At 63.6% G+C, this 26,932-nt stretch carries 20 protein-coding genes and 5 pseudogenes; 10 read left to right on the top strand and 15 right to left on the bottom strand.

The features are described from left to right. From Q427_RS33305 to Q427_RS04680, 6 genes and pseudogenes are all read right to left on the bottom strand, one after another. Window positions 1–321, bottom strand: a pseudogene (locus tag Q427_RS33305) (hypothetical protein); the annotation flags it as partial. A gap of 53 nt (window positions 322–374) precedes the next feature. Next, window positions 375–901: pseudogene (gene scpB, locus Q427_RS04695) on the bottom strand (SMC-Scp complex subunit ScpB); the annotation flags it as partial. Beyond that, window positions 898–1,854: a segregation and condensation protein A gene (locus Q427_RS04690; RefSeq protein WP_051496129.1), complete on the bottom strand. Its 957-nt coding sequence runs from the start codon at window positions 1,852–1,854 to the stop codon at window positions 898–900. The gene Q427_RS04690 and the pseudogene scpB, both read right to left, overlap by 4 nt. A 300-nt stretch (window positions 1,855–2,154) precedes the next feature. Then, on the bottom strand, window positions 2,155–3,945 hold the full coding sequence (locus tag Q427_RS04685; protein ID WP_051496130.1) for a DEAD/DEAH box helicase: 1,791 nt from the start codon (window positions 3,943–3,945) through the stop codon (window positions 2,155–2,157). A 74-nt stretch (window positions 3,946–4,019) separates the two neighbouring features. Next, a complete protein-coding gene (locus Q427_RS33300; RefSeq protein ID WP_231613413.1) occupies window positions 4,020–4,256 on the bottom strand; it encodes a hypothetical protein in 237 nt (78 codons plus the stop codon). Next, on the bottom strand, window positions 4,253–4,813 hold the full coding sequence (locus Q427_RS04680; protein ID WP_231613411.1) for an enoyl-CoA hydratase-related protein: 561 nt from the start codon (window positions 4,811–4,813) through the stop codon (window positions 4,253–4,255). The genes Q427_RS33300 and Q427_RS04680 overlap by 4 nt, the downstream gene beginning before the upstream one ends. A gap of 326 nt (window positions 4,814–5,139) precedes the next feature. Here Q427_RS04680 and Q427_RS28630 point away from each other — a divergent pair, with 326 nt between their 5' ends. Beyond that, window positions 5,140–5,631, top strand: coding sequence for a hypothetical protein (locus tag Q427_RS28630; protein ID WP_155833459.1), 492 nt, complete (start codon window positions 5,140–5,142; stop codon window positions 5,629–5,631). A gap of 201 nt (window positions 5,632–5,832) precedes the next feature. Here the strand turns inward: Q427_RS28630 and purL are convergent. Next, window positions 5,833–9,785: pseudogene (purL, locus tag Q427_RS04670) on the bottom strand (phosphoribosylformylglycinamidine synthase). 156 nt (window positions 9,786–9,941) lie between these two features. Here purL and mltF point away from each other — a divergent pair. After that, window positions 9,942–11,409 (top strand): annotated as a pseudogene (mltF, locus tag Q427_RS04665) (membrane-bound lytic murein transglycosylase MltF). Between the two features lie 10 nt (window positions 11,410–11,419). After that, window positions 11,420–13,402, top strand: a complete 1,983-nt coding sequence (locus Q427_RS28625) for a GGDEF domain-containing protein (RefSeq protein ID WP_051496127.1) — start codon at window positions 11,420–11,422, stop codon at window positions 13,400–13,402. Here the strand turns inward: Q427_RS28625 and tadA are convergent. Beyond that, the gene (gene tadA / locus Q427_RS04655) at window positions 13,397–13,873 is read right to left on the bottom strand and encodes a tRNA adenosine(34) deaminase TadA (RefSeq protein ID WP_043511465.1); all 477 of its coding nucleotides are present in this window, start codon (window positions 13,871–13,873) and stop codon (window positions 13,397–13,399) included. The genes Q427_RS28625 and tadA overlap by 6 nt on opposite strands. Before the next feature lie 64 nt (window positions 13,874–13,937). Here tadA and Q427_RS04650 point away from each other — a divergent pair, with 64 nt between their 5' ends. The 4 genes and pseudogenes from Q427_RS04650 to Q427_RS04640 all read left to right on the top strand — a co-directional run bounded on the left by Q427_RS04650 (window position 13,938) and on the right by Q427_RS04640 (window position 18,552). After that, the gene (locus tag Q427_RS04650; RefSeq protein WP_043511462.1) at window positions 13,938–14,774 is read left to right on the top strand and encodes an acyl-CoA thioesterase; all 837 of its coding nucleotides are present in this window, start codon (window positions 13,938–13,940) and stop codon (window positions 14,772–14,774) included. Between the two features lie 20 nt (window positions 14,775–14,794). Then, window positions 14,795–15,390, top strand: a pseudogene (locus Q427_RS36005) (cache domain-containing protein); the annotation flags it as partial. Between the two features lie 9 nt (window positions 15,391–15,399). Next, the gene (locus Q427_RS04645) at window positions 15,400–16,605 is read left to right on the top strand and encodes a methyl-accepting chemotaxis protein (RefSeq protein ID WP_051496125.1); all 1,206 of its coding nucleotides are present in this window, start codon (window positions 15,400–15,402) and stop codon (window positions 16,603–16,605) included. Between the two features lie 201 nt (window positions 16,606–16,806). Next, a complete protein-coding gene (locus Q427_RS04640; protein ID WP_043511459.1) occupies window positions 16,807–18,552 on the top strand; it encodes a methyl-accepting chemotaxis protein in 1,746 nt (581 codons plus the stop codon). Window positions 18,553–18,620: 68 nt separating this feature from the next. Here the strand turns inward: Q427_RS04640 and Q427_RS04635 are convergent, their stop codons facing one another. Continuing rightward, complete coding sequence (locus tag Q427_RS04635; RefSeq protein WP_051496124.1) at window positions 18,621–19,493, bottom strand: bifunctional nuclease family protein; 873 nt, start codon at window positions 19,491–19,493, stop codon at window positions 18,621–18,623. A 138-nt stretch (window positions 19,494–19,631) separates the two neighbouring features. Between Q427_RS04635 and Q427_RS04630 the strand changes: the two genes are divergently transcribed. Further along, the gene (locus Q427_RS04630) at window positions 19,632–21,092 is read left to right on the top strand and encodes an acyl CoA:acetate/3-ketoacid CoA transferase (RefSeq protein ID WP_231613408.1); all 1,461 of its coding nucleotides are present in this window, start codon (window positions 19,632–19,634) and stop codon (window positions 21,090–21,092) included. Window positions 21,093–21,709: 617 nt separating this feature from the next. Here the strand turns inward: Q427_RS04630 and Q427_RS04625 are convergent. From Q427_RS04625 to Q427_RS04610, 4 genes are all read right to left on the bottom strand, one after another. Continuing rightward, window positions 21,710–22,072, bottom strand: a complete 363-nt coding sequence (locus tag Q427_RS04625; RefSeq protein ID WP_043511457.1) for a DUF1428 domain-containing protein — start codon at window positions 22,070–22,072, stop codon at window positions 21,710–21,712. A gap of 45 nt (window positions 22,073–22,117) precedes the next feature. Further along, on the bottom strand, window positions 22,118–23,365 hold the full coding sequence (locus Q427_RS04620) for an RNA polymerase sigma factor (protein WP_051496123.1): 1,248 nt from the start codon (window positions 23,363–23,365) through the stop codon (window positions 22,118–22,120). Between the two features lie 9 nt (window positions 23,366–23,374). After that, window positions 23,375–23,734 carry a YciI family protein gene (locus tag Q427_RS04615; protein WP_043511455.1) on the bottom strand — a complete coding sequence of 120 codons (360 nt, stop codon included), beginning with the start codon at window positions 23,732–23,734 and terminating at the stop codon, window positions 23,375–23,377. Between the two features lie 99 nt (window positions 23,735–23,833). Continuing rightward, window positions 23,834–24,703 carry a LysR family transcriptional regulator gene (locus tag Q427_RS04610; protein ID WP_043511454.1) on the bottom strand — a complete coding sequence of 290 codons (870 nt, stop codon included), beginning with the start codon at window positions 24,701–24,703 and terminating at the stop codon, window positions 23,834–23,836. 224 nt (window positions 24,704–24,927) lie between these two features. Here Q427_RS04610 and Q427_RS04605 point away from each other — a divergent pair, with 224 nt between their 5' ends. Further along, window positions 24,928–25,239 (top strand): cupin, encoded by a 312-nt coding sequence (locus Q427_RS04605; protein WP_043511451.1) that lies wholly within the window; start codon window positions 24,928–24,930, stop codon window positions 25,237–25,239. 36 nt (window positions 25,240–25,275) lie between these two features. Here the strand turns inward: Q427_RS04605 and Q427_RS04600 are convergent, their stop codons facing one another. Next, on the bottom strand, window positions 25,276–26,211 hold the full coding sequence (locus tag Q427_RS04600) for a DMT family transporter (protein WP_051496122.1): 936 nt from the start codon (window positions 26,209–26,211) through the stop codon (window positions 25,276–25,278). 69 nt (window positions 26,212–26,280) lie between these two features. On the opposite strand from Q427_RS04600, the gene Q427_RS04595 reads away from it, so the two are divergent. After that, the gene (locus Q427_RS04595) at window positions 26,281–26,772 is read left to right on the top strand and encodes a MarR family winged helix-turn-helix transcriptional regulator (protein WP_043511449.1); all 492 of its coding nucleotides are present in this window, start codon (window positions 26,281–26,283) and stop codon (window positions 26,770–26,772) included. 16 nt (window positions 26,773–26,788) lie between these two features. Here Q427_RS04595 and Q427_RS04590 read toward each other — a convergent pair. Continuing rightward, the coding region (locus tag Q427_RS04590) for a methylated-DNA--[protein]-cysteine S-methyltransferase (protein ID WP_043511447.1) at window positions 26,789–26,932 on the bottom strand (144 nt) is incomplete at its 5' end.

Genomic DNA, 26,932 nt, shown 5'->3' with positions numbered 1-26,932 from the left:
ATGATTCGTCAGATTTCTCTTCGGGTGTGAATTCCGCCCCCGCTCCGCCGTCATCATCGACGCTGGTGCGGGCACGTTCGGCCAGGGGGCTTCCAGATCGGCAAAGCTCAGCCCGGGCCTGTCGGACGCCTTCCCGGCGTGTGTCGCGTCGGCCATCCCGGCCGTCGTGTCGTGATTCTCGCCACTTTCCTGGCTCACCGCCAGCGCTGTCTCATCGTGGCTTTCATGCGCTTCGCCGATCGCCGCGGCAATACCCTGCTCGTCCTGGTCGCCGGGACTCTCCTCGTCGCCCTCTTCCGGCTCATCGGCCTGGGCCAGCACGGGGCTGGGCGGTGGCGGCGCCTCGTCCTCGAAGAAGGCTCCGCCACCCCTTTGAGTTCGTGCATGGGCGGCAGTTCGTCCAGGGTCTTGAGTCCGAAATCGTCGAGAAAGGAGCGGGTAGTGGCATAGACCGCCGGCCGACCGGGCACGTCCCGGTGGCCGACCACGCGAATCCAGCCGCGCTCGGCCAGGGTGCGCATGATCGAGCTGCTCACCGCCACGCCCCGCACCTCCTCGATGTCGCCGCGGGTCACCGGCTGTCGGTAGGCGATCAGTGCCAGGGTCTCGAGCAGCGCCCGCGAATAGCGCTGGGGGCGCTCGTCCCATAGACGGGAGACCCAGGGAGAGAGCCGCGGCCGGATACGCAGTTGATAGCCGGAGCGGTCTCGAGCAGCTCCATGGCCCCGGTTTGATGGCGCCCTTCCACGCGCAGCAGTGCTTCGCGCAGGGCACGCCGCGCCGGCCGCTCGTTCTCGTCGAACAGGCTCTCGAGGCGCTCCAGCGACAGCGGCTCCGCCGCCGCCAGCAGGGCCGCTTCGAGAATGTCATCGAGGCTGTCGGGCAGCTCAATGGCGCTCATCTCGCACCCTCTTGCGGCATCTCGATCTGCTCTTCAAATGAGCCCTCGGCTTCAAAGGGGCTCTCGATATCGACTCCCTCATCGTCAAAGGCCGCCTCACCTGCCTCGTCCCGCGGCGCTCGTGCGCGTAGATGGATCGGCGTCAGCGGTGCATTCTGCACGATCTCGATCATCGCCTCCTTGGCCAGCTCCAGGATTGCCATGAAGGTAACGATCACGCCGGCCCGGCCCTCCTCCAGCGTGAACAGCGCTTCGAAAGGGGTGTAGTGCTCATGGGTCAGCCGCTCCATGATCGCCAGCATGCGCTCCCGGGTGGAGAGTGTCTCGCGACCGATATGGTGGGCCTGATTAAGCTCGGCGCGCCGCAGGATGCCAGCCAGGGCCCCGAGCAGCTCATCGAGCTCCACATCGGGGTGGAGCACCCGCGACTGCAGCGGCGGCAGCGCTGCCTGGGCCGGAAACCAGTCGCGCCCTACCCGCGGCAGCCCGGCCAGCGCTTCGGCGGCACTCTTGAGCTGCTCATACTCCTGCAGACGACGGATCAACTCGGCCCGCGGGTCCTCCTCCTCGTCGTCACCGTTCGCCTTGGGCGGACGCGGCAGCAGGGTGCGCGACTTGATCTCGGCCAGCATCGCCGCCATCAGCAGGTACTCCCCGGCCAGCTCGATCTCCATGGCCTTCATCAGCTCCACGTACTCGATGTACTGATGAGTGATGGCAGCCACGTTGATGGCGAGGATATCCAGGTTCTGTCGACGGATCAGGTAGAGCAGCAGGTCCAGCGGGCCTTCGAAGGCCTCGAGGAAGATCCGCAGCGCCTCCGGTGGAATGTAGAGATCGTCCGGCAGCTCGGTGATCGGCTCGTCGAACAGCCGAGCCAGGGCCTCCGCGGGAACGGCGGCATCCGGCATGTCACGCTGTTCGGGCGCGTCCGTCTGGGGCGTCTCGCTCACGCGGGGCTGGCCTCTCGGGGGAAGAGTCGATCAACGGGGCAGTCTAGCAAGATGGCGGTACGAGAAACAGCACCGCGGACCCAGCTGCAACGAGGGGCGCCGGGGGCAGGCTGAAGAGGAGGTCCGATTCCAGGGGTGAGAAGCACTGCTTCGAACGGGCTGGCCATGGATGGCCAGCACCGGCCCTGCAAGCGGAGCAGGATGCGAAAGCGAAGCAGGGAATCGGTAGCGCCCAGGGAAGGGTTTACAGCGCCTCCTCGCAAGCCTGCCGCCGGAGTAGCCCCGAGCCGCTGCCTGGCTCTATTCCGCCGCCTCGGCGGTGCGATAGCGCCCGCGATAGTCGAAGAGCTTCTCTCGCACCTGCCAATGGCGACCCACCTTGCGCCCGACCACGAAGTCCGGCGCCCTCAGGCGCCGCTGCTCCGCCACCACTTCCTCCGGCGAGGTCGGCCACCAGGGGGTGCCGGGGGCGCGCAAATGAGTGCGCAGGAAGGCCGCGGCGAAGGCACCTCGCTGAGCCGGGGTTTCCAGGGCGAACCACTCCACCAGCGTGGCGCCATCCTCATCGTGATAGGTCACCTTGAGGCGTGGCAGCCCGCGGCCGTTCACGGTCGCCTCGAGCTGCATGCCGCTGACCCGAAGCACCCGGGCATCCTTCAGGCGCAGCGCTTGCTTGAGCTTGTCATCGGCGTCCACCAGCAGGGTGTCGCAACCATGGCAGCGCCGGGCGGCAATGTCGTTCTCGGCACCGCAGTCGCCACACACCTTGAAGCGGAAGCGAAACGAACATTGCCGGCTATCGACAAGCCCCTGGCAGCGGCGGCCGAAGTGCTCGATGACCCGATCGCCGTCACGCTTGCCCCAGAACAGGTTGGCGTGGCCGCAGGCGGGGCACTCGACCTGCACCGGTTCGGCGTTGGAGTCGGGCCTGGGGCTGCCCACTTCGGGTGCGTAGAGGTCCCAGGGGTTACCGGCGTAGTCGAGGATCAGGCAGTCGCGCTTGCCCGGCGAAGGCCGCAGGCCTCGCCCGACGATCTGCTGATACAGGCTCACCGACTCGGTGGGCCGCAGGATGGCGATCAGGTCCACATGGGGCGCATCGAAGCCGGTGGTCAACACCGCGACGTTGACCAGGAACTTGAGCCGTCTGGCCTTGAACGCGGCGATGACCGCCTCGCGCTCCCGCGGGCCCGTCCCGCCAGTAATCAATGCCGCCTCACCGGCCGGCAGGTAACCGAGCACCTCCTCGGCGTGGGCCACCGTGGCGGCAAACAGCATCACGCCCTGCCGCTCCCGGGCACGCTCGATGACTTCGGCGACGATCCCCGGGGTCGCACGGCTGGATGCCACCACGCGATTCAGCTCATCTTCCGCATAGAGCCCACCGACGGCAGGCCGCAGCGCAGAGAAGTCATAGCGTTCCACCGCCGCATCGATGCGAGTCGGTGGCGCCAGATAGCCTTGCTTGACCATCAACCGCAGGGGTTGTTCGAAGACGCAGTCGCGAAAGAAACTGTTCGCCTCACCCCGAACCATGCCGTGATGGTGACGATGGTAGATGAACCCCTGCCCCAGCCGATAGGGCGTCGCCGTAAGGCCCAGGACCTTGAGGCTCGGGTTGTGCTGGCGCAGCCGGTCTACCACCTGGCGGTAGCTCGAGTCCTCGTCCGCGGAGACGCGATGACACTCGTCGATCACCAGAAGGGTGAAACCACCACGGGGGTGGTCCTTGGCCTCGAAACGGTCGAGGCTGCGCACCACCGACTGCACCGAGCCGAACACCACCTGGCGGGTACTCTCCTTGCGGCCCAGGCCGGCGCTGAAGATATCGGCCTCGAGTCCATAGTCGAGATACTTGGCGTGGTTCTGCTCGACAAGCTCGCGCACATGGGCGAGCACCAGCACCCGCCCCCGGGCAAGCCTGGCCAGCTCGGCGATGACCAGCGACTTTCCACTGCCGGTGGGCAGCACCACGACGGCCGGCTCATGGCCAGCGCGGAAGTGCTCGACGACCCGCCTCACCGCCTCCTGCTGATAGGGGCGCAACACGGGCTGTCGGTCAGGCAGCGAGGCAGTGGGAGGCAGAGACATGGGCAGGCCAGGCGTGGCGGCATAAAGGCGCAATCTTACCCCGCCACCGTAGCCATCGTCAGGCTGACACGGCCTCAGGAAAAATCGGACTCCCTGCCTTCCATGCGGGCGGCCACGGCCTCCATTTGCTCCTCCCCGCCCAGCAGGCCGCCCTGCAGGCGCGCCTCCAGTGCAAGCCGCTCGCGCTGCGGCAGCCCAGGGGCAAGCGTGAAAAGCTCGCGGGCCGCAGCCACCGCCTTCGGTGAGCGCGACGCCACTGCAGCCGCAATAGCCCGGGCGGTTACCTTCGGATCATCGGCAAGCCGGGTCACGATGCCGAGCGCCAGGCTTCGGCCCCATCCACCTTGCGCCCCGTCCAGGCCAACTCGCGCAGGACGTCACGACGGATATCGCTCGCCGTCACACTGATGGCCATGTCCGGAATGATGCCCCAGACGATCTCCAGCAGTGCGAGCCTGGCAGCGGGATGCACCACCCGGATATCCGCACCCAGGGCTATCTGCAGGCCGCCGCCGTAGACGTGGCCATGCAGGGCGGCGATCACCGGCACCCCGGCGTCCTGCCAGCCCAGCGCCAGGCGCTGTACCGGATTGATGCCCTCCTCATCGGCCTCCAGTAGCAAAGGCAGTCGCTGGGGCTGCGTCATGATGGCGGTCATATCGAGGCCGGCGCAGAAACTCTCGCCCTCGCCCAGGAGCACCACGGCACGCAGGCCGTCGAGCTCGGTGAGGCGATGCTGTACCGCAAGCAGGCCGTCGATCATTGCCCAGTCAAGCCCATTGTGCTCTCTCGGGCGATTCAGGGTCACCTCGGCCACATGACCCGCAAAAGAGAGCATCACTCGGTCACAAAAAATTTCCTTTTCCATATCGCCTTCCCTCTCAAGCACTTTCAAGCAGTTTGACGCCAGCCAGGCCCGTTTTCAAACATTCGTTTCACTCCTCTGCAGGCAGCTTTTCCAGCGCTCGACTATAGTGAGCACTCAAAGCCGTGTCAGACGAAAGCCGTAACCCACTCACCCGGCATGGGGGAATGGCAGTCATGATTTTCGTCATACTCAGCGAATGGAATCCTTGCTGCAGCGCCTAAAAACGTCGCAGCACTTGATATAGATCATGTAAAACGGGCAATGAGATCGTCAGTCTCCTTGGGGGGAGGGCGCTGTCGCTCATACCCCGTTTAGAGGACACTGCCATGCCTGAAACTAGAACAAAGATCGCCAGGCTCGTGTTGGTACTGGACGAACTGTTGACCTTGGCCGAGGCCCATGAAAAAACCGAGCTCTCTCGCTATCGCCAGCTCGCCTTCAGCTTCTTGACCTTCGATACCTCGGTGAGCCGCCTGATGGCATCGCTGGGCATCCAGTGCGAGATGCGCATCGAAGAGCTTCAGCGCGTTTCCCGCCAGCTTGGGCTGACAGACCTGCCCAACAGCGGCGAGCAGCCCGACGCTGCCCAGCCTTACTTCATCTGTAGCCCGGAAATGGCCAATGACGTATTGGCCCAGGCCGTTACCGATGCCGAGTACTCGCTGCGGTTCCACCGGCATCTCCGCGAGGCCAGTGCCATACCGGCGCTCTACCCCGCCCTCTCGGTCATCATCAAGCAGAAGCAGGCGGAACACGCCGTGCTTGAGGGCTTCATGGGAAGCCGCAGCTGCCTGGACCTGACCAAGATGGCGTCCTGAACGTTGCTTGAACATCCAGCCACAAAAAACGAGTGAGGCGACCTGACGGTCGCCTCACTCGTTTTCTGATTACGCATAAGACCCAGCAGGTCCCGGCGGAGGCCGCCGCGTTATCCGCCATCATCAACGCCGGTCACCGCCGCCGGGAGGCCTTCGGCCTCCAGTCGCGAGCTGAAGCTGCTCCGACAACGATGAGGCCTCTCAGCCCAGCCAGACCCTGGCATTACGGAACAACCGCATCCAGGCGCCGTCCTGACGCCACTCAGCCGGTCGCCAGGAGTTGGTCACGGCACGCACCACCCGCTCCGGATGCGGCATCATGATCGTTACCCGGCCGTCCGGCGTGGTCAGCCCGGTGATGCCGGACGGCGACCCATTGGGGTTGGCCGGGTAGTGGCTGGTCACCTGGCCGTAGTTGTCCACATAACGCAGCGCCACCTGGGCGCTGACCTGCATGCTGCGCAGGTGGGCGCTGTCGCGGAATTCCGCACGCCCTTCGCCATGTGCCACGGCGATGGGCAGGCGCGAGCCTCCATACCGGCCAGCAGGATCGAAGGGCTCTTCTCTACCTGGACCATGGCCACCCGCGCCTCGAACTGCTCGGACTCGTTGCGCACGAAGCGCGGCCAGTTCTCGGTGCCGGGAATCAGCTCCCTCAGTTGGGCGAACATCTGGCAGCCGTTGCAGACACCCAGGCCGAAGCTGTCATCCCGGGCGAAGAAGGCGGCAAACTGCTCCCGAGCCCGCTCGTTGAAGAGCACCGACTTGGCCCAGCCACCGCCGGCGCCCAGCACGTCGCCATAGGAGAAGCCGCCGCAGGCGACCAGGCCCTTGAACGACTCGAGGCCGACGCGCCCTTCGAGAATATCGCTCATATGCACGTCAACGGCCTCGAAGCCGGCACGATCGAAGGCCCAGGCCATCTCCAACTGGCCGTTCACGCCCTGTTCACGCAGGACTGCCACCGCCGGCCGGGCGAGGTTGACGAAGGGTGCTGCGACATCCTTGTCCACGTCGAAGGAGGGGCTGGCGGACAGGCCAGGATCGCGGCTGTCGAGCAGGCCGTCGAACTCGCTCTTGGCGCACTCCGGATTGTCCCGCAGTGCCTGCAGTCGGTAGCTGGTCTCTGCCCAGGTGCGCTGGGCCAGCAGCCGAGTGGTTTCCAGCAGGGGCTCCTCGAAGAGGGTCACCCGCACCTGGTCATCGTAGCGGGGCCGGGCGATGACGCCACAGGTTTCGATGCCCGCGCCGGCGAACTGGGCCAGCACCTCCTCGGTATACTGACGGTTGACCTGGATCACCGCACCGAGCTCCTCGGCGAACAGCGCATCCACGGCATCGGCCGGCTCGTCGATCAACCAATCGAGCTTGATCTCGAGGCCCGCATGGGCGGCAAAGGCCATCTCCAGCAACGTCACCAGAAGCCCGCCGTCACTGCGATCGTGATAGGCCAGCAGCTTGCCGTCGCGGTTGAGGCCCTGGATCACCGCGAAGAATGCCTTGAGGTCCTCCGGATTGTCCAGGTCGGGGCAGGCGTCACCCACCTGGCCATAGACCTGGGCCAGGGCCGAGCCGCCCAGGCGGTTCTTGCCCGCACCCAGGTCGATCAGGATCAGATCGGACTCATCCTGCTCCAGGTTGATCTGCGGTGTCAGGGTGGCCATGGCATCGGTGACCGGGGCAAAACCGGTAACGACCAGGGAGAGCGGCGAGGTGACACTCCGCTCTTCCGGCTCGCCCTTGGCATCCTGCGTCGTCCAGGCGGTACGCATCGACATGGAGTCCTTGCCCACCGGAATCGCAATGCCCAGGGCCGGGCAGAGCTCCATGCCCACGGCATGGACGGCGTCATACAACGCCTGGTTTTCACCGACGTGGTCGGCGGCGCTCATCCAGTTGGCGGAAAGCTTGATGTCACCCAGCTTGTCGATGGGCGCCGCTGCCAGGTTGGTGATCGCCTCGGCGACTGCCAGCCTGGCGCTGGCGGCGGGGTCGATCAATGCCACCGGCGGCCGCTCTCCCATGGCCATGGCCTCACCGGTATGGGTGTCGTAGCTGGCGGTGGTCACCGCCACGTCGGCCACCGGCACCTGCCAGGGGCCGACCATCTGGTCGCGGGCCACCATGCCGGTGATGCTGCGGTCGCCGATGGTGATCAGGAAACCCTTGGAAGCGACGGTGGGCAGGCGCAGCACGCGCTCCATGGCTTCACGCAGGTCCAGGTTGTCGAGCATCACGCTCGACAGCTCCCGGCTTTCCCGCTCGAACTCGCGCTGCATCTTCGGTGGCTTGCCGAACAGCACGCTCATGGGCAGGTCGACCGGCCGGCTGTCGAAATGACCGTCGCACACTTCCAGGTGGTGGGCTTCGGTGGCCTCGCCGACCACGGCGTAGGGGCAGCGCTCCCGGGCACAGAGTGCATCGAAGGTCTCGAGATCCTCCGGCGCCACCGCCAGCACATAACGCTCCTGGGCCTCGTTGCACCAGATCTCCAGCGGACTCATGCCCGGCTCGGCGTTGGGGACGGCGCGCAGGTCGAAGCGCCCGCCACGATTGCCGTCCTTGACCAGCTCCGGCAGTGCGTTGGACAGGCCACCGGCGCCCACGTCATGGAAGAACCGGATGGGGTTGTTCTCGCCCAGGGCCCAGCAGCGATCGATCACCTCCTGGGCGCGACGCTCGATCTCCGGGTTCTCGCGCTGCACCGAGGCGAAATCGAGGTCGGCGCTCGAGGTGCCGGAGGCCATGGAGGAAGCCGCGCCGCCGCCCAGGCCGATCAGCATGGCCGGCCCACCCATGACGATCAGCTTGCCACCCACGGGGATCTCCCCCTTCTGGACATGGCTATCGCGAATGTTGCCGTAGCCGCCGGCGATCATGATCGGCTTGTGGTAGCCACGGCGCTCGATGCCCCCGGCGCCCATGGCATCCTGCTCGAAGGTGCGGAAGTAACCGGCAAGGTTGGGGCGCCCGAACTCGTTGTTGAAGGAGCGCCGCCGATGGGTCCCTCCAGCATGATCGAAAGCGCCGACTGCATCCGGTCCGGCTTGCCGTAGTCGAAAGCCTCCCAGGGCTGTACGAACTCGGGAATGCGCAGGTTGGAAACGGTAAAACCGGTGAGGCCTGCCTTGGGCTTGCCGCCGATGCCGGTGGCGCCCTCGTCACGGATCTCACCACCGGCACCGGTAGCGGCCCCGGGATAGGGGCGATGGCCGTGGGGTGGTTGTGGGTCTCCACCTTCATCAGGATATGGATCGGCTCGTGCCGTGCGCCGTAGATAGCACGCTCGGCAGCCTTGCCGGCCAGCGGCGCCGGGAAGAAGCGCCCCGCCTCGCTGCCTCGGATCACCGCGGCATTGTCGCTGTAGGCCGAGAGGATGTCGTCCGGCGAGGCATTGAAGGTGTTCTTGATCATCTTGAACAGCGAGTGCGACTGCGGCTCACCGTCCACCACCCAGTCGGCATTGAAGATCTTGTGGCGACAATGCTCGGAGTTTGCCTGGGCAAACATCATCAGCTCGACGTCGGTGGGGTTGCGCCCCAGCTCCTGGAAGGCCGCCAGCAGGTAGTCGATCTCGTCTTCGGCCAGGGCCAGCCCCAGCTCGCCGTTGGCCGTCTCCAGGGCACTGCGTCCGCCATCGAGGATATCCACCTGGCCCAGCGGTGCCGGCTCATGATGGGCGAATAGCCTGGCGGCGTCGGATGCGTCGGCCAGCACGTTCTCGGTCATGCGGTCGTGCAGGGCCTCCACGATGGCGGTAAAGGCGGTTTCGGACATCGGCGCCTTGAGCACCACACGATAAGCAATGCCCCGCTCCAGGCGACGGATCTGCGCAAGGCCGCAGTTGTGCACGATATCGGTGGCCTTGGAGGACCAGGGGGACTGGGTGCCGATACGCGGCACCACCAGAAACAGCTGCCCTTCGACGCCGGCATCACTCGTACCATCGCCCTGGATGCCACCGCTCTGAATGCCATAGTCGAGCAGGCGACCGAGCACCTGGCGCTCATCGTCGGACAACTCGCCGTCGTGATCGACGAAATGCACATAGGTGGCGTGCAGGGACTCGACCTCGGGAACCGCGCGCGCAGGGCAGCCAGCAGCTTGTCATGACGGAAAGCGGAAAGGGCAGGCGCGCCTCGAAGTTCGAGCATGTCGTTGGAGCCTCTGAAGCAAGCGTAGGAAGGGGCCGCATACGCGGCGCAGAAAGCGAACATGATACTGGAAAGCAGGGGTGGGGCGAAATCCGCCGGATGACACCGGCTCCTTGTAACGTTATCGTAAAGCCCTCATCGCCGATCGTCGCCTAAATGCCCGAACCCATGAGTCGACAAGCGCAGCGCCGTCTGCGCCTTGCTGCCCTGCTGCTGTTGGGTGTCATACTGTACCTGATGCCCTACCGCCACTTCACCCCGCCAGACGACCTTCTCCAGGCCGTGCGCGAGCGGGATTTTCTCAGCGTGCACACGCGAAACACGCCGACTACCTACTATGAAGGCCGCCATGGCCCGACCGGCTTCGAGTACGAGCTGATGCGCCGCTTTGCCAACCACCTCGACGTCAGCCTGACCCTGGACGCCAGCCACCACATCATGAGCGTGATCGACACCGTGCGCCGTGAAGGGGATCTGGGGCCGCCACGCTGCCCCTGGATCCGACGCTGGAAGGCCTGATCTTCAGCCGGGCGATTCTCGACCTGCAGCCGGTGCTGGTCTATCGGCGCGGCCTGCCGCCAGTCAACGAACCGGAAGGCCTGGCCGGCCTGGAGATCGGAACCATCCGCGGCTCTGGCGCCGACCAGGCCCTGCGCGAACTGCAGGCTGAATATCCCGAACTTGGCTGGCGTGAATCGCCCGACGTCGAGGTCCCCGAACTGCTCAGCCGCGTGGAGAGTGGCAATCTCGATGCCGCCGTGGTCTACGACCATCAGTTCCGGATCAACCGCATCTTCTTTCCCGGCGTCGAGCGCGGCTTCACCATCGGCCAGCCACTCTCCATGGCCTGGGCCTTCCCAGCACATGGCGGCCTGCGCCTGCAGCAGGAGGCCAATCGCTTCCTTCAGCAATTGCAGCAAGAAGGCGTTCTCGACGAGCTGGTCGACCGCCATTTCGGTCACGACGACTACCTGGAATACGTAGGAGCCCGGGTCTTCATCGCCCACCTGCATGAGCGCCTGCCCGACTATACGGCGTTGTTTCGGGAGGCGCCCGCAACACCGGTTTCGATTGGAGACTACTGGCGGCACTGGGCTACCAGGAGTCGCACTGGGACCCCGAGGCCACCTCCCCCACCGGCGTTCGCGGCCTGATGATGTTGACCCTGCCCACCGCCGGCGAGATGGGCGTCGATGACCGGTTGGATCCGGCACAGAGCATCGATGGCGGCGCGCGCTACCTGCGACACGTCAAGGATCGCTTGCCCGACTCGATCCAGGGTGAAGACCGACTATTCATGGCCATGGCCGCCTACAATGTCGGCCTGGGCCACCTCTACGATGCCCGTCGGATCACCGAGCAGCTCGACGGCGACCCCGACCGCTGGGAGGACGTCCGCGAAGCCCTGCCGCTGTTGCAGAAACGGGAATGGCACAGCCAGACCCGCCATGGCTATGCCCGCGGCGGCGAGCCGGTGATCTACGTACGCAACATCCGCCGCTATTACGAGATCCTGACCTATGTGGATCGCAGCCAGCAGCAGTACCTTCAGCTCAATGAACTGAACGGTGAGGCCGTCGATGACGACGGCCTGCTGTTCGAGATCGTGCCGCCTATCCAATGAACGTCTTGACATGAACATTCCCGCCGCCCTGATTACCGGCACGGCATTGGTGCTGGCCGCACTGGCTAGTGCCCTGCTTGTGATTGGTGGAGACAGCCCTGCCTACGCCGTCGTTCAACTGGTACTGATCGGGATAGTCGCCTTGGCGCAACTGATCATGCTGGCTGGGTGGCGGCTATCGGCCCGGATGCTGCTGGCAATGGCACTGACACCCCTCGTGGTCGCGCTGCTCAGCTACATTCTGCCGGCGTACTGGATTCCATTGGCTGCCTGGGACTCCTGGAGCCAGCGTCTCATGTTCGGCCTCGAGCTCGAGTCATGGCGCCCGCCCTTGCTGATGACACTCTCCATGATGTTTCTCGCCACTGCCTGCATCACTCGAGCCAGGGTACGGCTGGGAGGCCCCCTGCTTCTGTGCATCGCCGCGCTGCTGCTGCTCAGCCAACTGACTGTCGGCCAGACAAGCACGTCGACACATCCCGTGTTGCGCTATGCGGCAAGCCCATTGGAGCAGCTTGCGCTCTGGGGCCTGCTGGGGGGGCAGGTACTTGCCGCCCTGCCCGGCTGGAAGACACAGACTGCCATCGTGCATCGCGCCTTGTGGCCGTCCCTGATCCTGACATTGCTTGCCCTGCTGCTCTGGCATCAGCAGAAGAACTTCACCGAGCGGGAGCTACATGCTCAGCTCAGGTCCGAATCACAGCTGTTAGCGGATCGACTGACATCCGAAATCAAGGAACATCTTGCCGCCATGAGGCGCTTTACCAACTTCTGGACCCTGTTCGACCAGGTTCCCAGCCAGGAAGCCTGGGCCCGGCAGGCAGCACCCTACCATGAAGATTTTCGCTATTTCCTCAACATCGCCTTCATCGATCCGGACAGCGAAATCCTGCTCGTCTATCCACAGAGCACGATCAACCTCGGGATAATCGGCGCACGCCTGTTCGATGCACAGCCAGCCGGTCGCGAAGCCGTGAGCCGGGCACTGCTTGAACAACAGGTGGGCCGCACCGATGTCATCGAGTTACTGCAGGGCGTCCCTGGCATCATTCACTATCTGCCGATATCACGTGATGCCAATCGCACCCTGGGCGCTGTAGCCATGGTGGTCAGCCTGCCGATCCTGGCAGAAACCCTGTTCAACGAAGTCGACACACGGCGCACCGCCCTTGTCCTTGCCGAAGGAGAGCGAGTTCTCGCCAGTCAGACCCCCGGCACGCCACTGGGCCCCTGGCAGTTCGAGACCCTGCTGGACGTGGCAGGCCAGCCTCTCAGCCTCAGTGTCCAACCAGACCGTGCCAGCCTGCTGGAGCGTCACGACCGCTATCCCATCGCCAGCCTCACCATCGGCCTTACCTTGGCCTACCTGCTGTATCTCGTACTTTATGCCTACGGCAGCCTGGCCCGGCAACACCGGACACTGCATTCATCCAATGTTGAGCTTCGCCGCGAAATGCGCACCCGAGCCGAGCTACAGCAAGAGATAGAGTGGCTGGCACGCCACGACGAACTCACCCGGCTGCCCAATAGACGGCTTTTCATGGAAACGCTGAAGGCGAACAGACAAGTTCGGCCACTGAGCATCCTTATCTGCGACATCGACCACTTCAAGCGCATCAATGACCACTTCGGCCATCTGGTTGGAGATCGTTACCTCAGCCAACTGGGAGAGATCGGACGCCAGGCCACGGAAGCCCATGGAGGATTGTTCGCCCGGTACGGCGGTGAGGAGTTCGTGGCCTGCTTGCCTGAAAAGGTTGCTGACGAAGCCTATGGCATCGCCGAGTCCATACGCCAGCGGCTGCATGACGCCAACCTTCGCCATCATGATGGCAGCAGGCTGACGGTGAGTATCGGTGCGGTCACCCTGCTGGAAGGTGCTCTCGAACTGGATGCTCTCATGCAAGCCGCCGATGACGCGCTCTACCGCGCCAAGGCCCAGGGGCGCAACCGGGTCATGGCCGCACCGGAACTGATTGCTGCCGGATCATGAGTCGTCATTCCTGGTCGCCTCACGGCGAGTTTCGAAGAATGCCTTGAGCAGTTGTGACGCTCGCGCGGCGAGGACCCCGCCTTCCACCTGCACCCGGTGGTTGTGCCAGGGTTGGACGAAGAGATTGGCCTTGGACTCCACCATGCCGGTTCGGGGTTCCGCCGCACCATAGACGACCCTGGCCAGGCGCGCGTGGATGATCGCCCCGGTGCACATCAGGCAGGGTTCGAGGGTAACGAAAAGCGTGCAGCCGTCGAGCCGGTAGTTTCCCAGCCGGGCTCCCGCGTCCCGCAGTGCACGAATCTCGGCATGGGCGCTGGGATCATGGCACGCCACTGGCGCATTGTAGCCGGCTCCAACGATGTCACCAGACGCATCCACCACTACCGCGCCCACCGGCACCTCGCCGCCAGCCAGCCCTTCCCGGGCCTGATCCAGCGCCCGATGCATGTAGAACTCGTCACTGCGCATCGGCTCTGACTCCGTGTATGCTGATGCTATTAAACAATCGTATGATACGCCCCTGAGGATTCCCATGAGCGACGCCCTGAATGCCCTCGCTGCCCTGCTCGGCCTGGAAGAGATCGAGGAAAACCTGTTTCGCGGCCACAGCCAGGATCTCGGCCTGCCCCAGCTGTTCGGCGGCCAGGTACTCGGACAGGCGCTATCGGCCGCCACGCAAACAGTGGATGCCGAGCGGCAGGTTCATTCACTGCACGGCTACTTCCTGCGCCCCGGCGACCCTCATCGCCCGGTAGTCTATCAGGTCGATGCCGTACGCGATGGCGCCAGCTTCACCACGCGACGCGTCACCGCCATCCAGAAAGGACGCCCGATCTTCTTCTGCAGTGCCTCCTTCCATGGCAGCGAGCAGAGCATGGCCCACCAGATGGCCATGCCAAAGGTCACGCTTCCCGAAAACCTGGACAGTGATCCCTCGGCTCGCCTGGAACGTTTTCCCGGCCACCCCATCGAGTTTCTCCACCTGGGAGACGAAGCCGAGACGGGTCAGCCCTCACGCAAGCGGCTCTGGTTTCGACTGACCGGCGATATGCCCGACGACCCCGCACTGCACCGCTACTTGCTGGCCTACAGCTCGGATTTCAACCTGCTGACCACGGCGCTGGTCCCTCATGGGATCAACTTCCGCGATCCCAGGCTGCAGATCGCCAGCCTCGACCACGCGCTGTGGTTCCATCACGACGTGAAGATCAACGACTGGCTGCTGTACGACATGGATAGCCCCTGGGCCGGTGGGGCACGGGGCTTCGCGCGCGGCAGCATCTATGACCGGGATGGTCGGCTGGTGGCCTCAACCGCCCAGGAGGGGCTGACCCGCCTGCACGACCATGGTCGCAGACCATCGAGTTAAAGTAGCGCCTTGCCAGGCCGATGTTAGTGAGTGCTTGCTTCCGTTCATCCAGCACTCCCGTGAGACATCAACCTATGACAACACCGGCTCCAAAAGCTTCGATCTGGCGAGGACTGCAGGCCCGTATCCTGGCTCTTGTTCTGCTTCCACTGTTACTGACCACTGCCGCTCTGGTGGCCTTGGACGCCTACACCCGCATCCAGGGCAGCCATGACTCCCTTGAACGCCAGCGCCAACTGCTCATCGAGACTCGCCAGGCGGGCGTGCGTGACGTGGTGGAAAGCGCCCGCTCGGCTATCCAGCCAGTACTGCTTAACCGCAGCCTCAGCGATGCCGAGCGCCAGGAGCAGGCCGCCGCCATCGTGCGAGCCATTCGCTTCGAAGGCGACAACTACGTATTCGTCTACCATTTTGACGGCCTCAATGTAGTCACTGCCCCCATGCCCGATAGGGAAGGCACGAACATGCTCGGCGTCCAGGCTCCCGATGGGGCTTACATCATCAGTGACTTGATCGATGTCGCGCGTCAGGGAGGCGGCTATTACGCCTATCCGTGGGAGCACCCGGGCACCAGCACGATAGAGCCAAGTACTCCTATGCCACCAACGTGCCGGAATTCGACTGGATGATCGGTGCCGGGGTCTATGCCACTGAAATCGATGCCGCCATGGTCAATGCTGAGGCCCAGGCCTCTGACGAGCTGCGTCGCTCTCTTCTGGCCTCCACCCTGGCGGGACTGTTGATCTTCCTCGTCGTTTCGGTAGTCGCCATCTGGCTCGTGAGACGCACCGTGCGCCCGATTCGCCGCACCGCCGAAGCCATGCGCGATATTGCCAAGGGGGAAGGCGATCTGACCCGACGCCTGGTAGTGGATAGCCGAGATGAAATCGGTGAGCTCGCCACTCAGTTCAACGCATTTGTCTCACGCATGCAGGAAGCCCTGCGCGATGTCCGTCGAAGCACCAGCAGCGTGAACCAGGCTGCCGAGGAGATCGCCCGGGGCAGCGATGAGCTGGCCACCCGCACCGAGCAGGCAGCTGCCAACCTGCAGGAAACCTCCGCTTCCATGGAGGAAATCACTGCCACGGTGAACCACAGCGCCGAGTCAGCCGAGCAGGCCAATCAGTTGGTCGTGGCCACTACCCAGGTGGCTCGTGAAGGTGAGAGCGCCATGCAGCGCGTCGAGCGCACCATGGCCGACATCGATGCCTCCTCGGGTCGCATCACGGAAATTATCAAGCTGATCGACGCCATCGCGTTCCAGACCAATATCCTGGCGCTGAACGCCTCTGTTGAAGCAGCCCGGGCTGGCGAACACGGCCGCGGTTTCGCCGTGGTCGCTCAGGAAGTGCGCACCCTGGCCAGCCGTAGCGGCGATGCTGCCCGTGAAATTCGGGGGCTGATCGATACCTCCGCAACCCACACGCGTGAGGGCACCAATATCGTGAAGCAAGCTGGCGATACTATGCGCGAGATCGTTACCAGTGTGGCGCGCGTCAGCGATGTCATCGCCGAGATCAGCGCCGGGGCCCGAGAGCAGAACACCGGTATCGGCCAGATCAATACCGCCGTAGCCGAAATGGACACCATGACCCAGCAGAACGCCAGCATGGTGCAACAGACCTCCACTGCAGCCGCCGATATGAGCCGCCACGCCCAGCACCTCAGTGTAATGGTGGGCACTTTCATCCTGGGCAACGACAGTGCCGACCAAACGGAAACGCAGAAGCATAGTCCATCGTCGGGTCAACGCGCCGCGCTGCCACGGCCTGCCACGGACCCGAAGCCGCGCCGGACTCGCCCCGTCGAAGAGGAATGGGAAACCTTCTAAGGGAACAGCGCCAGCCAGGGAGGGCTGGCGCCTACAGCTACCGAGTGCAGACAAGCTGCAGGCCCACTCCCACACCCGCCCGCGACATCGAGCCACACCCTTGGGGCGGCCTGCCATCTACAGATTTTTCCTTCTCAGTCGAAGTTAAGCTCTGGCATCCCGCCCAATCCCGCTTACCTTGGTATGAGAAGGAACCCCAGAATGACCGAACCCCCAGGCAAGACCTCATTCATGGTTAGTCTTCAAACCCGCATCCTCGCGCTGGTACTGATTCCATTGCTGCTGACCACTGCCGCCCTGGTTATCACCGATGCCTTCGGGCGAATTCAGGATAGCCAAGCCAACCTTGCCCAGCAACGCGAGCTCCTCATCGAGACTCGTCAGGCCGGCGTGCGCGATGTGGTCGAAAGCGCCCGCACGGCTATTCAGCCAATACTGCAGGATCGCAGCCTGAATGATAGCGAGAAACGCAGCCGCGCTGCCGATATCCTCCGTGCCATTCGCTTTGAGGGTGATAATTACGTCTTCGCTTACGAATATAACGGCACCAACATCGTGCTGCCTTATAGCCGCGAGCGAGAAGGCACCGATATGAGCGGTATACAGACACCTGATGGAGCTTACTTGATACGCGATATGATCGAAGTAGCTCGCCAGGGGGGTGGCTACTATGCATATCCATGGGAATACCCTGGGACCAATACAATCGAGCCGAAGTACTCCTACGCCACTCAGGTGCCTGAGTTCAACTGGATGATCGGCGCCGGTGTCTACGTTACCGATATCGATGCCGCCATGGAGGGGGCCGAGATCAGAGCCGCTGGTGCGCTACACAGCTCCATCACTACCTCGGCATTAATAGGCACCCTCATCTTTCTGATTGTCGCAGCAATTACCGCCTGGATGGTACGTCAAACCGTGCAACCCATCCGCCGCACTGCCGAGGCCATGCGCAACATTGCCAAGGGAGAGGGCGACTTGACCCGCCGCCTGACAGTGGAGAGTCGCGATGAGATAGGCGAACTGGCATCCCAGTTCAACGCCTTCGTCTCACGGATGCAAGAGACTCTGCTTGATGTGCGCCGCCGCACCACCAGCGTACACCAGGCCGCAGAGGAAATTGCTCAAGGCAGCGATGAGCTGGCCACACGTACCGAGCAGGCCGCAGCCAACCTTCAAGAAACGTCCGCCTCCATGGAGGAAATCACAGCCACGGTCAATCACAGCACAGAGTCGGCCGAGCAGGCTAATCAGCTGGTTCAGTCTACGGCATCGGTGGCCCGTGAAGGGGAAACTGCAATGAAGAGTGTCGAGAGAACCATGACCGATATCGACACCTCTGCCAGTCGCATCAGTGAGATTATTACACTGATCGATGGTATCGCCTTCCAGACCAATATATTGGCACTCAATGCCTCGGTTGAAGCAGCACGGGCCGGTGAGCACGGACGCGGTTTCGCCGTGGTAGCCCAGGAAGTCCGCACTCTGGCCAGTCGAAGTGGAGATGCAGCACGGGAAATCCGGATGCTGATAGACGCATCCGTTTCTCATACTCGGGAGGGGAGCAACATCGTCAAGCAGGCGGGGACTACCATGCAAGAGATCGTCAACAGCGTCGCGCGAGTTACCGATGTCATCGCCGACATCAGTGCCGGTGCTCGGGAGCAGAATTCTGGTATCGGTCAGATCAATACGGCCGTGGCTGAAATGGACACCATGACTCAGCAGAATGCTGCCATGGTTCAACAAACCTCGTCCGCCGCCACTCAAATGCGTCATCATGCAGAGAGCCTTAACGCCTTGATCGGGACCTTCGTGCTGGGAGAGGAAGCCTCTTCATCACCGGCACAGCTCCTCTCGACCCGATCTGCACCCTCTCTCGAAAACCGCAAGCCCACCAAGCCACAGCGTCACTCAGTCGCCGAAGTCGAGTGGGAAACCTTTTAACCCCACCTTTCAGTGATAGCACCGCCGCCAGACGTTTCTGGCGGCGGTGAGTTGACAACCGAGAAAACTCACGCCTGGATACCGGGTTCTTCCAGGCGCTCGCGGGGCACCGCGCGGGGTGTCGGCACGTCGGTGGAGACCTCCAGCTCGTGCTCTTCCCCCTCCTGCCAGTAGCGAAGCTGGGCATCTTCGCCCCGGGGAGTGTCACGCACCAGTTCGAGAAACTGCATGGGTGTGGTCGGCACCTCGCCATTCACCTCGAGTATCAGGGCGCCGGGTTCCATACCGGCTTCTGCGGCGGGGCCATGGGTGTCGCTGACCAACACACCCTCACGATCGGGCAAGCCGAGCGCTTCGCGCAGATCGTCATCCGCTGGGGTCACCGTGATACCCAAGGCGGCCACCACCTGATCGTCCAATCCTTCGTACTCGATCTGCCGCGCCGCCTCCAGCACCTGGGGAGCGACATGTATGCTCGCTCCCGCATACAGCGCCAGGGCGATGGCATCGCTGGGCCGGCTGTCGATTCGCACCGGTTCATCCCGGCCCTGGACGCGCAGTTCCAGCATACCGAGAAAGGTGTTGTCGACGATGGCATCGACATAGATCCGCTCGAGGGTCACCTCGACGCCCGAGAGGACGTCGCCGAGCAGCTCGTGGGTCATGGGGCGCCGGGACCGCTCGCCGCCCAGACCGTGCAGGATGGCAGCGGCCTCGTTGGGGCCGATGAAGATAGGGATGACATCCTGGGTGCCCGGCTCGCGCAAGAGCACCACCGGCGGCCCACCAAAGCCAGCCACGCCCACGGTGGCGATCTCCACCTCGACCATATCCCCGGGTTCGGCGGCAAGTTCACGGGCGCCGGCAACGTGCGCGCCAAGCAGCAGTAGTCCGCCCAGACACAGTGACGCCAGGTAGCGCCAGAACAGTGGCAGTTTCATAAGCCTCCTCGAATACCGGCGTTCGGCTATAAGGGTGTCCCCTCAGGATGGCACCCGGCCTCGAACTCTGCCATGAGGCTATCACCACAAGACGACCTCCGGTGATAACGTATCGGGACAACAACAGGAGCCAAGCCCATGAACCGCCAGACTCACCCGCTGCTGTCCCGTCGCCCCTTCAACGAGAAAGGCAAGGTCGTCACCGCAGAAGAGGCCGTCGAGCTGATCCGCGATGGCGATGCCGTGGCCACCGGGGGCTTCGTCGGCATCGGCTTTGCCGAGCATCTGGCGGTCGCGCTGGAACAACGCTTTCTCAAGACCGGCCAGCCGCGGGACCTCACGCTGATGTATGCGGCGGGTCAGGGGGATGGCAAGGCCCGAGGGCTCAATCACCTTGGCCACGAGGGGTTGGTGGCAAAGGTGATCGGCGGACATTGGGGGCTTGTGCCGGCACTGCAGAAATTGGCCATCGAGGGGCGCATCCAGGCCTGGAACCTGCCCCAGGGCGTGATCTCGCACCTGTTCCGCGATATCGCCGCCGGCAAGCCCGGCACCCTGACACGGGTGGGACTAGGCACCTTCGTCGACCCGCGCCTGGGCGGTGGAAAGATCAACGACGCGACCGTGGAGGAGCGAGTCACGCTGCTGCCCATCAATGGCGAGGAGTACCTTTTCTATCCGGCCCTGCCGCTGCAGGTCGCACTGCTGCGCGGCACGACCGCCGATACCCTGGGCAACGTGACCATGGAGCGCGAGGCCCTGGTGCTGGAGTCGCTGGCCATCGCCACGGCGGTACGCAACTCGGGGGGCGTGGTGATCGTCCAGGTGGAGAGAGTCGCCGAGCGCGGCACCCTGCACCCCAAGGACGTGCGTATACCCGGCATCCTCGTGGACTGCATCGTGATCTGCGATGAGCCGGAACATCACTGGCAAACCTTCAGCACCGCGTATAACCCGGCCTTCTCCGGCGAAATCAAGGCCCCCATGGCCGTTCCCGAAACCCTGCCGCTCTCTGCCCGAAAGATCATCGCCCGGCGAGCGGCCTTCGAACTGATTCCCAACAGCGTGGTTAACCTGGGCATCGGCATGCCCGAGGGTATCAGCTCGGTGGCCAGCGAAGAGCGCATCCTGGAACTGCTGACCCTGACCGCCGAACCCGGCGTGATCGGCGGCCTGCCCGCCGGCGGGCTCAACTTCGGCGCTGCGCTCAACACCCAGGCGATCATCGACCAGCGGCCCAGTTCGACTTCTATGACGGCGGTGGCCTGGATATCGCTTTCCTGGGCATGGCTCAGGTCGATGCCGCAGGCAACGTCAATGTCTCGAAGTTCGGCACTCGCCTGGCGGGCGCCGGAGGCTTCATCAACATCAGCCAGAATGCCCGCAAGGTGGTGTTCATGGGCACCTTCGTGGCCGCGAAGGAGGCACTCGCCATCATCGATGGCGCGCTGCGACTTCCCGAGGGCGGCATGCACAAGTTCGTCACTGAGGTGGAGCACCGCACCTTCAGCGGCCAGCTTGCCGCAGCGGACGGCAAGCCGGTGCACTACGTCACCGAACGCTGTGTCTTCGAACTCACCACGGCGGGCATCCAACTGATCGAGATCGCCCCCGGCGTCGACCTGGAGCGTGACATCCTGTCCCTGATGGATTTCAAGCCGCTGATGCCCACGCCACCCAGGGTGATGGATGAACGCATCTTCCGCACCGCCCCCATGGGCCTTCGGGAGCTGCTGCTGGAGCTGCCCTTGGCGCAACGCTTCCACTTCGACGAGGCCGCCGACGTGCTGTTCATCAACTTCGAGAACCTCAAGGTCACGTCTCGGGAAGATATCGCCACGATCCGCGATACCGTGGAAGCCTGCCTGGCGCCACTAGGTCGAAAGGTGTTTGCCGTGGTCAACTATGACCACTTCCGTATCGACGAATCCCTGCTCGCCGAGTACACGGCCATGGTCAGCGACCTCGAGCACCGCTTCTATCATCGGGTCACCCGCTATACCACCAGCAGCTTCATGCGCAGGAAGCTCGGCCATGCCCTGGAGGCGCGCGCCGTGGCACCGCATATCTACGAGAGCGCCCAGGAGGCCCGCCAGCATCTAAGAGACGAGGAGTGACCCCCGCTGACACTTCCACCGGTTACGCCTTCCACCCTTGATGCCAGGAATGGCGGCTCCAGAAATGGCGACTACAGGCATGGCGGTTCCGGGTCAGGCTCAAGGAAGTCGCAATATTTCCGTGAAACCGCCCCATATCATGCGTTTGCCATCGAAGGGGTGATTGGCGGGGTCCATCATGTCCGCCATGCGAGGGTCCTCCATCACCTTGGCGTTGATACGATCGCGCGCCTCCCGGGAGGCGTAAAGGATCCAGGAGAAGATCACCGTCTCTCCCGGCTCCAGCTTGACGCTCTGGGGGAAGGAGGTGTGCTCTCCCGGCTTGACGTCATCGGCCAGGCACTCCACGTACTCCAGCGCGCCGTGCTCACGCCAGATATCGCCGGCGCGCCGGGCCATCTCCAGATACGCATCGAGCTTCCCTTCGGGAACCGGCAGGACAAATCCATCGACGTAGCTCATGGTGGTGTCTCCTATGTGATCAAGGTAGATAGCCCCAGGCGGGCCTCATGCTTCTTTCGAACCGGCAGAGGCAAGATCGACAGCTGATGGCTGACTTGTCACCTCTTGCAGACGGCGTTCGAGGAAACGTCGCTCAGCCCCATGGGTCACCAGCTCCAGCGCCTGTCGATAGTGAACCTTCGCCTCGTCGTGGCGACCCAGGCGGCGCAGCAGCTCGGCACGGGTAGCCGGCAGCAGGTGGTAACCGGGCAGATGAATCTTCTCGAGCAGCGCCAAGCCCACCTCCAGCCCATCGGCCATGGCGATCGCCACGGCCCGGTTGAGCGCCACCACGGGCGTGGGCTGGATGGCATACAGCAGGCTGTAGAGCGCGGCAATGCGCCGCCAGTCAGTCTCTTCCGGTGTCGCTGCCTGGGCGTGCAGTGCCGCGATGGCGGCCTGCACCGCATAGCTGCCGAGCACGCCGCCACGCAGTGCTATCTGGACATGGGCACTCCCCTCTTCGATCTCGTCGGCGTGCCAACGCCCGCGGTCCTGGTCTTCCAAGAGCACGATATCCCCTGCCTCGTCGGTACGCGCATCGCGGCGGGCATGGTGCAGCAGCATCAGCGCCAGCAGGCCACGCACCTCGCGCTCCGCCGGCAGCAACCGCACCAGCATCCGCCCCAAGCGGATCGCCTCGGCGCAGAGGTCGGCACGTACCCAGTCATCGCCGAAACTGGCCGCGTAGCCTTCGTTGAAGATCAGGTAGATCACCGCCAGCACCGACTCCAGGCGCTCATCCAGGTCCGAGTCCTCCGGTACCTCGAAGGGAATCCCGGCGTCGCGGATCTTGGCCTTGGCCCGCACCAGCCTCTGCGCCAGAGTCGGCACCGGCACCATGAAGGCCCGGGCGATCTCCTCGGTGCGCAACCCACCCAGGGTGTGCAGCGTCAGCGCCACCTGGGCGGGTCGTGCCAGGGCCGGGTGGCAGCAGGCGAAGATCAGGCGCAGGCTGTCCAGCGGTTCGGCTTCGAGATCACGCTCGAGCAATAGTGAAAGATACTGGTTCAGCTCATCGCTCTTGCGCTCGCGCATCTGCTGGTGACGCAGCTGGTCGACCACCTTGTGACGTGCGGTAGCGATCAACCACGAGACAGGATTCGGCGGCCAGCCCTCCACCGGCCACTGCACCACTGCCGCCTCGAAGGCTGCCTGCACGGCGTCCTCCGCCAGTTCGAAGTGGCCGAAGCGGCGAATCAGGCTGGCCAGCACCCGGCCATATTCGCGACGGTAGAGCTCATCCAGTGACACGGCACTCCCTTACAGGCGATAGGCGGGATCCACCGGGCGCACCTCGATCGAGCCGCCGACCCTCAACGGCGGAATACGCCGGGCCCACCCCAGGGCTTCATCCAGGTCGCGGCACTCCACCACGTGGAAACCGCCCAGTTGCTCGCGGCTCTCGGCAAAGGGGCCGTCAAGGGTCACCACCTTGCCGTTCTTCTCGCGCAGGGTCGTTGCCGAATCCACCGACTGCAGCCGGGCACCGCCGCGGTAGTGTCCGCTGGTGACCATCTCCTGGATCAGGGCGTTATAGTCATTCATGACCGAATCACGCTCGGCATCCGGCAGGCCGTTCCACAGGGCCTCGTCGATACAGCACATCAGCATGTATTGCATGGCAGTTTCTCCTGGTAAGCGCAGCTTCATGGCTGCCTGATGAGAGATCGAACGACAACACGATGAATCGACAGGCCAGACGCCTCCTTGACGATGACATCAAGCCGTCTCGGCCCTCCACACCGGAGCCAGTTCGGTGACCAGGGCATCCGTCAATGCCGCCAGCAGACCCTGCTCATCGTTGCTGGCCGCGCTGACCAGCCTGACCTCGACATCCGGCAACGATGGCAACCCATGCTCGGGCGAAAGGGCGACCAGCCCCGGTGCCAGTTGGCTTACCGGCATGGGGGCGATGGCAAAACCGCTGGTAGCGGCGGCTAGCATGCCAGCTCCGCTCATGCACAGCATGGCGGTATGCTGGGCAATTCCCGCCATCGCCAATTCCGCCAGGGCGATTTCCCGATACGGACAGGGCTCGGGAAAGAGAGCCAGGGGCAACGGTGAAGGAAGCTCGCAAGACTCACCCTCGGCCCAGGCCCAGACCAGGGGCTCCCGCCAGAGACAGATGCCAGCCTCCTGCTCAACGCACTGTGCCCCCAGTACCATATCGAGGTGGCCCTGGCGCATCGAGGTGAGCAGGTCTGATGGAATGCCAACGCGCACCTCGACGTCTGCCAGAGGATGACGCTTCATGAAACGCTTCAGCGTCGTCATTAGTCGCTCATTGGCAAGGTCCTCGGCCACTCCCAGGCGCAGGCAGCCATGAAAGGAAGAGCTCGTCAGTTGAGCCAAGGCATCGCGATTGAGGGCCAACATGGCTCGGGCATAGCTCAGCAGGCTCTCTCCCTCCGGCGTCAGTTGGAAACTTCGCGTCGTTCGCTGCAGCAGCGGCTTACCCAGCTGTGATTCCAGGCGGCGCAGGTGCCCACTGATCGCGGGCTGGGTGAGATGCAACCGGTTGGCCGCGGCAGTAAAACTCCCCTCCTCGATGATCGTTACAAAACTACGGAGCAACAATAGATCAAGCATCATAATAATCCGCTATAAATAAGGGATTGTGTTTATTATGTATCAGATAAACACGCATCCCGGCTGAAAATGAAAGATAGCAGATAAATAATGAAACACTGCACTTTGCCATCAACCACAGCTTAATTTAGATAATTTGTCCGCTGGATGAGTTCTCATGCAATATGCACATCTGGCCGCCTGAAGCCGCCGTGAAACTTCCGCAAAAAGAAGGACAACAAAGCATGGAGATCACCCGAAGCCGGGACTTCACCGCAGAGCGCGCCTGGGGCGCCAAGGACATCGCCAGCATGAACGGTATCACCACTCGCCTGCATTGGACCGACCAGCCCTATCGCTGGCACGTCAATGACGGCGAGGAGGTCTTCGTGGTACTCGATGGCCAGGTGGAAATGCGGTATCGCAGCGAGGGTAGCGAGCACTCCCGACTGCTGGAGGTTGGCGACATTTTCTTTGCCTCAGTAGGCACCGAACATGTCGCCTGCCCGGTCGGCGAAGCACGGGTACTCGTCATCGAGAAGGAGGGCAGCGTCTAGCCCCTGAGCCTGGGAGTCAATCCGATTCTAGCCTGATCAGGGCTTTGCCGTGGCTAGCCGCGGCGTTTCGCGGCCAACGCCGCCGCGGTGGAACAGGATAGAGCCCGACAGCACCAGCACTCCCGCCAGGCCCAGATAGGGAGGCACCGCCTCGCCCAGCAGCAGGACGGCTATCAACGTACCCACCAGCGCCGCCACCATGCCGATCTGGCTGAGGTAGACGGGCCCGGCGATCTTTTGCAGCACGAAGAAGAGGACATAGAGCACGGTGAAGACCATGCCTTCGAGCAGAAGTAGCCCAATCACTTTCGTACCGAGCAGCTGAGACGCCTCCCGCATTTCGAATGCCAGCGCAAAGGGAGCGAGCGTCAGCGCGCCGCCCAGCAGCATCAGCGCGGCCAGATAAACCGCTCCCGTCCCGCCGGGCCAGCGCAGGGTGCGATAGACATTCCCCAGCGCCAGGATCAGCGGAATCGTCAATACCAGCACGGCCCAGCCCTGGGCTCCCTGCATGCCGCCGGCCTTGGCCCAGGCCAGCAACACCCCGCCAGCCAGCCCCAACAGCACTCCCAGCAACCGCAGGGCATTGATGCGCTCCATGCCCAGCCCCACCGCAAGCACCCAGGTCACGAGGATAGGCAAGGCAAAACTGAGCGAGATGAAACCGGCCCCCACGTGGCGCACCGCCAGGAAGGCGAGCGCATTGGGCAGGGCGAACAACGCGCCCGAGACCAGCGCGTACTCGAGAATGCGCCGGTCGAGCCTCATCGGCTGGCGCTGCAGCGCCGCCAGTGCCAGCAGCAGTAAACCGGCGCCGGTCACGGCCACCATCAGGAAACTCAAACGCGGCGCGCCGGCATCGTCGGCGAGCTTGGCGACGGCCAGCGAAAGCGCCAGCAGACTGCCGACCAGCAGCAGACAAGCCAGGGCATACCAGCCGGTGTGGTTGCGCGATGTCGCTGAGTTGGTCATGATCGGCTCCTATAGCACGGCAAAAAGAATCTTGCCGAAAAGTATCTTGATGAAAAGATAATCCTGCCTATGAACCGTGTCAAGCAGGCCATTGCCCAATGGCAACAGGAAATGCCCGATCTCGATCTGCTGCCGATGGAGGTGGTGGGGTATTTGAAGACCACGCAGCAGCTCACCCAGGAGCGGCTGCAAGCTTTCTTCAAGGAGTACGGCCTGCAGGCCGGCGAATTCGACGTGCTGGCCACGCTGCGCCGCTCGGGCCCACCCTATCGCCTGGGACCGACGCAGCTGTTCGAGACTTTGATGATCTCGTCGGGGGGAATGACAAGCCGGTTGGACCGACTGGAAAAGGCGGGTCTGATTGCTCGTTCGCCCAACCCCGAGGATCGACGCGGCACCCTGGTCTCGCTGACCGAGAAAGGCATGGCCCTGATGGCAGAGATGATTCCCCGCCACGTGGCGAACGAGGCCAGTATGCTCACCGCCCTCAGCCGCGAAGAGCAGCAGGCGCTGAGCGAACTCTTGAGCAAACTGCTGGAAGGTTTGGCCGATGAGGCCTGAGCCGACCCAGCCCGAGCTAGACGAGCGCCAGCTCTCCCTGCACCAGCCCCCGCTCATGCTCCACCAGCCAGCGCTTGCGCGGTAGCCCGCCCCCATAGCCGGTGAGAGTACCGTTGGCGCCGATCACCCGATGGCACGGCACCACGATGGCCACCGGTTG

The sequence above is a fragment of the Halomonas sp. BC04 genome (assembly GCF_000568385.1).
The sequence above is the reverse complement of the archived record's forward strand: the minus strand, read 5'-3'. Positions and strand labels throughout refer to the sequence as shown.

What these genes read in the sequence shown, in the direction of transcription:
- Q427_RS04600 (WP_051496122.1), bottom strand. Translation starts at nt 26,211, where the DNA reads ATGACCAACTCAGCGACATCGCGCAACCACACCGGCTGGTATGCCCTG.
- Q427_RS04635 (WP_051496124.1), bottom strand. Translation starts at nt 19,493, where the DNA reads ATGAAACTGCCACTGTTCTGGCGCTACCTGGCGTCACTGTGTCTGGGC.
- Q427_RS28625 (WP_051496127.1), top strand. Translation starts at nt 11,420, where the DNA reads ATGAACATTCCCGCCGCCCTGATTACCGGCACGGCATTGGTGCTGGCC.
- Q427_RS04640 (WP_043511459.1), top strand. Translation starts at nt 16,807, where the DNA reads ATGACCGAACCCCCAGGCAAGACCTCATTCATGGTTAGTCTTCAAACC.
- Q427_RS04625 (WP_043511457.1), bottom strand. Translation starts at nt 22,072, where the DNA reads ATGAGCTACGTCGATGGATTTGTCCTGCCGGTTCCCGAAGGGAAGCTC.
- Q427_RS04650 (WP_043511462.1), top strand. Translation starts at nt 13,938, where the DNA reads ATGAGCGACGCCCTGAATGCCCTCGCTGCCCTGCTCGGCCTGGAAGAG.
- Q427_RS04685 (WP_051496130.1), bottom strand. Translation starts at nt 3,945, where the DNA reads ATGTCTCTGCCTCCCACTGCCTCGCTGCCTGACCGACAGCCCGTGTTG.
- tadA (WP_043511465.1), bottom strand. Translation starts at nt 13,873, where the DNA reads ATGCGCAGTGACGAGTTCTACATGCATCGGGCGCTGGATCAGGCCCGG.
- Q427_RS04610 (WP_043511454.1), bottom strand. Translation starts at nt 24,703, where the DNA reads ATGCTTGATCTATTGTTGCTCCGTAGTTTTGTAACGATCATCGAGGAG.
- Q427_RS04645 (WP_051496125.1), top strand. Translation starts at nt 15,400, where the DNA reads ATGATCGGTGCCGGGGTCTATGCCACTGAAATCGATGCCGCCATGGTC.
- Q427_RS04595 (WP_043511449.1), top strand. Translation starts at nt 26,281, where the DNA reads ATGAACCGTGTCAAGCAGGCCATTGCCCAATGGCAACAGGAAATGCCC.
- Q427_RS04680 (WP_231613411.1), bottom strand. Translation starts at nt 4,813, where the DNA reads ATGGAAAAGGAAATTTTTTGTGACCGAGTGATGCTCTCTTTTGCGGGT.
- Q427_RS28630 (WP_155833459.1), top strand. Translation starts at nt 5,140, where the DNA reads ATGCCTGAAACTAGAACAAAGATCGCCAGGCTCGTGTTGGTACTGGAC.
- Q427_RS04630 (WP_231613408.1), top strand. Translation starts at nt 19,632, where the DNA reads ATGAACCGCCAGACTCACCCGCTGCTGTCCCGTCGCCCCTTCAACGAG.
- Q427_RS04605 (WP_043511451.1), top strand. Translation starts at nt 24,928, where the DNA reads ATGGAGATCACCCGAAGCCGGGACTTCACCGCAGAGCGCGCCTGGGGC.
- Q427_RS04615 (WP_043511455.1), bottom strand. Translation starts at nt 23,734, where the DNA reads ATGCAATACATGCTGATGTGCTGTATCGACGAGGCCCTGTGGAACGGC.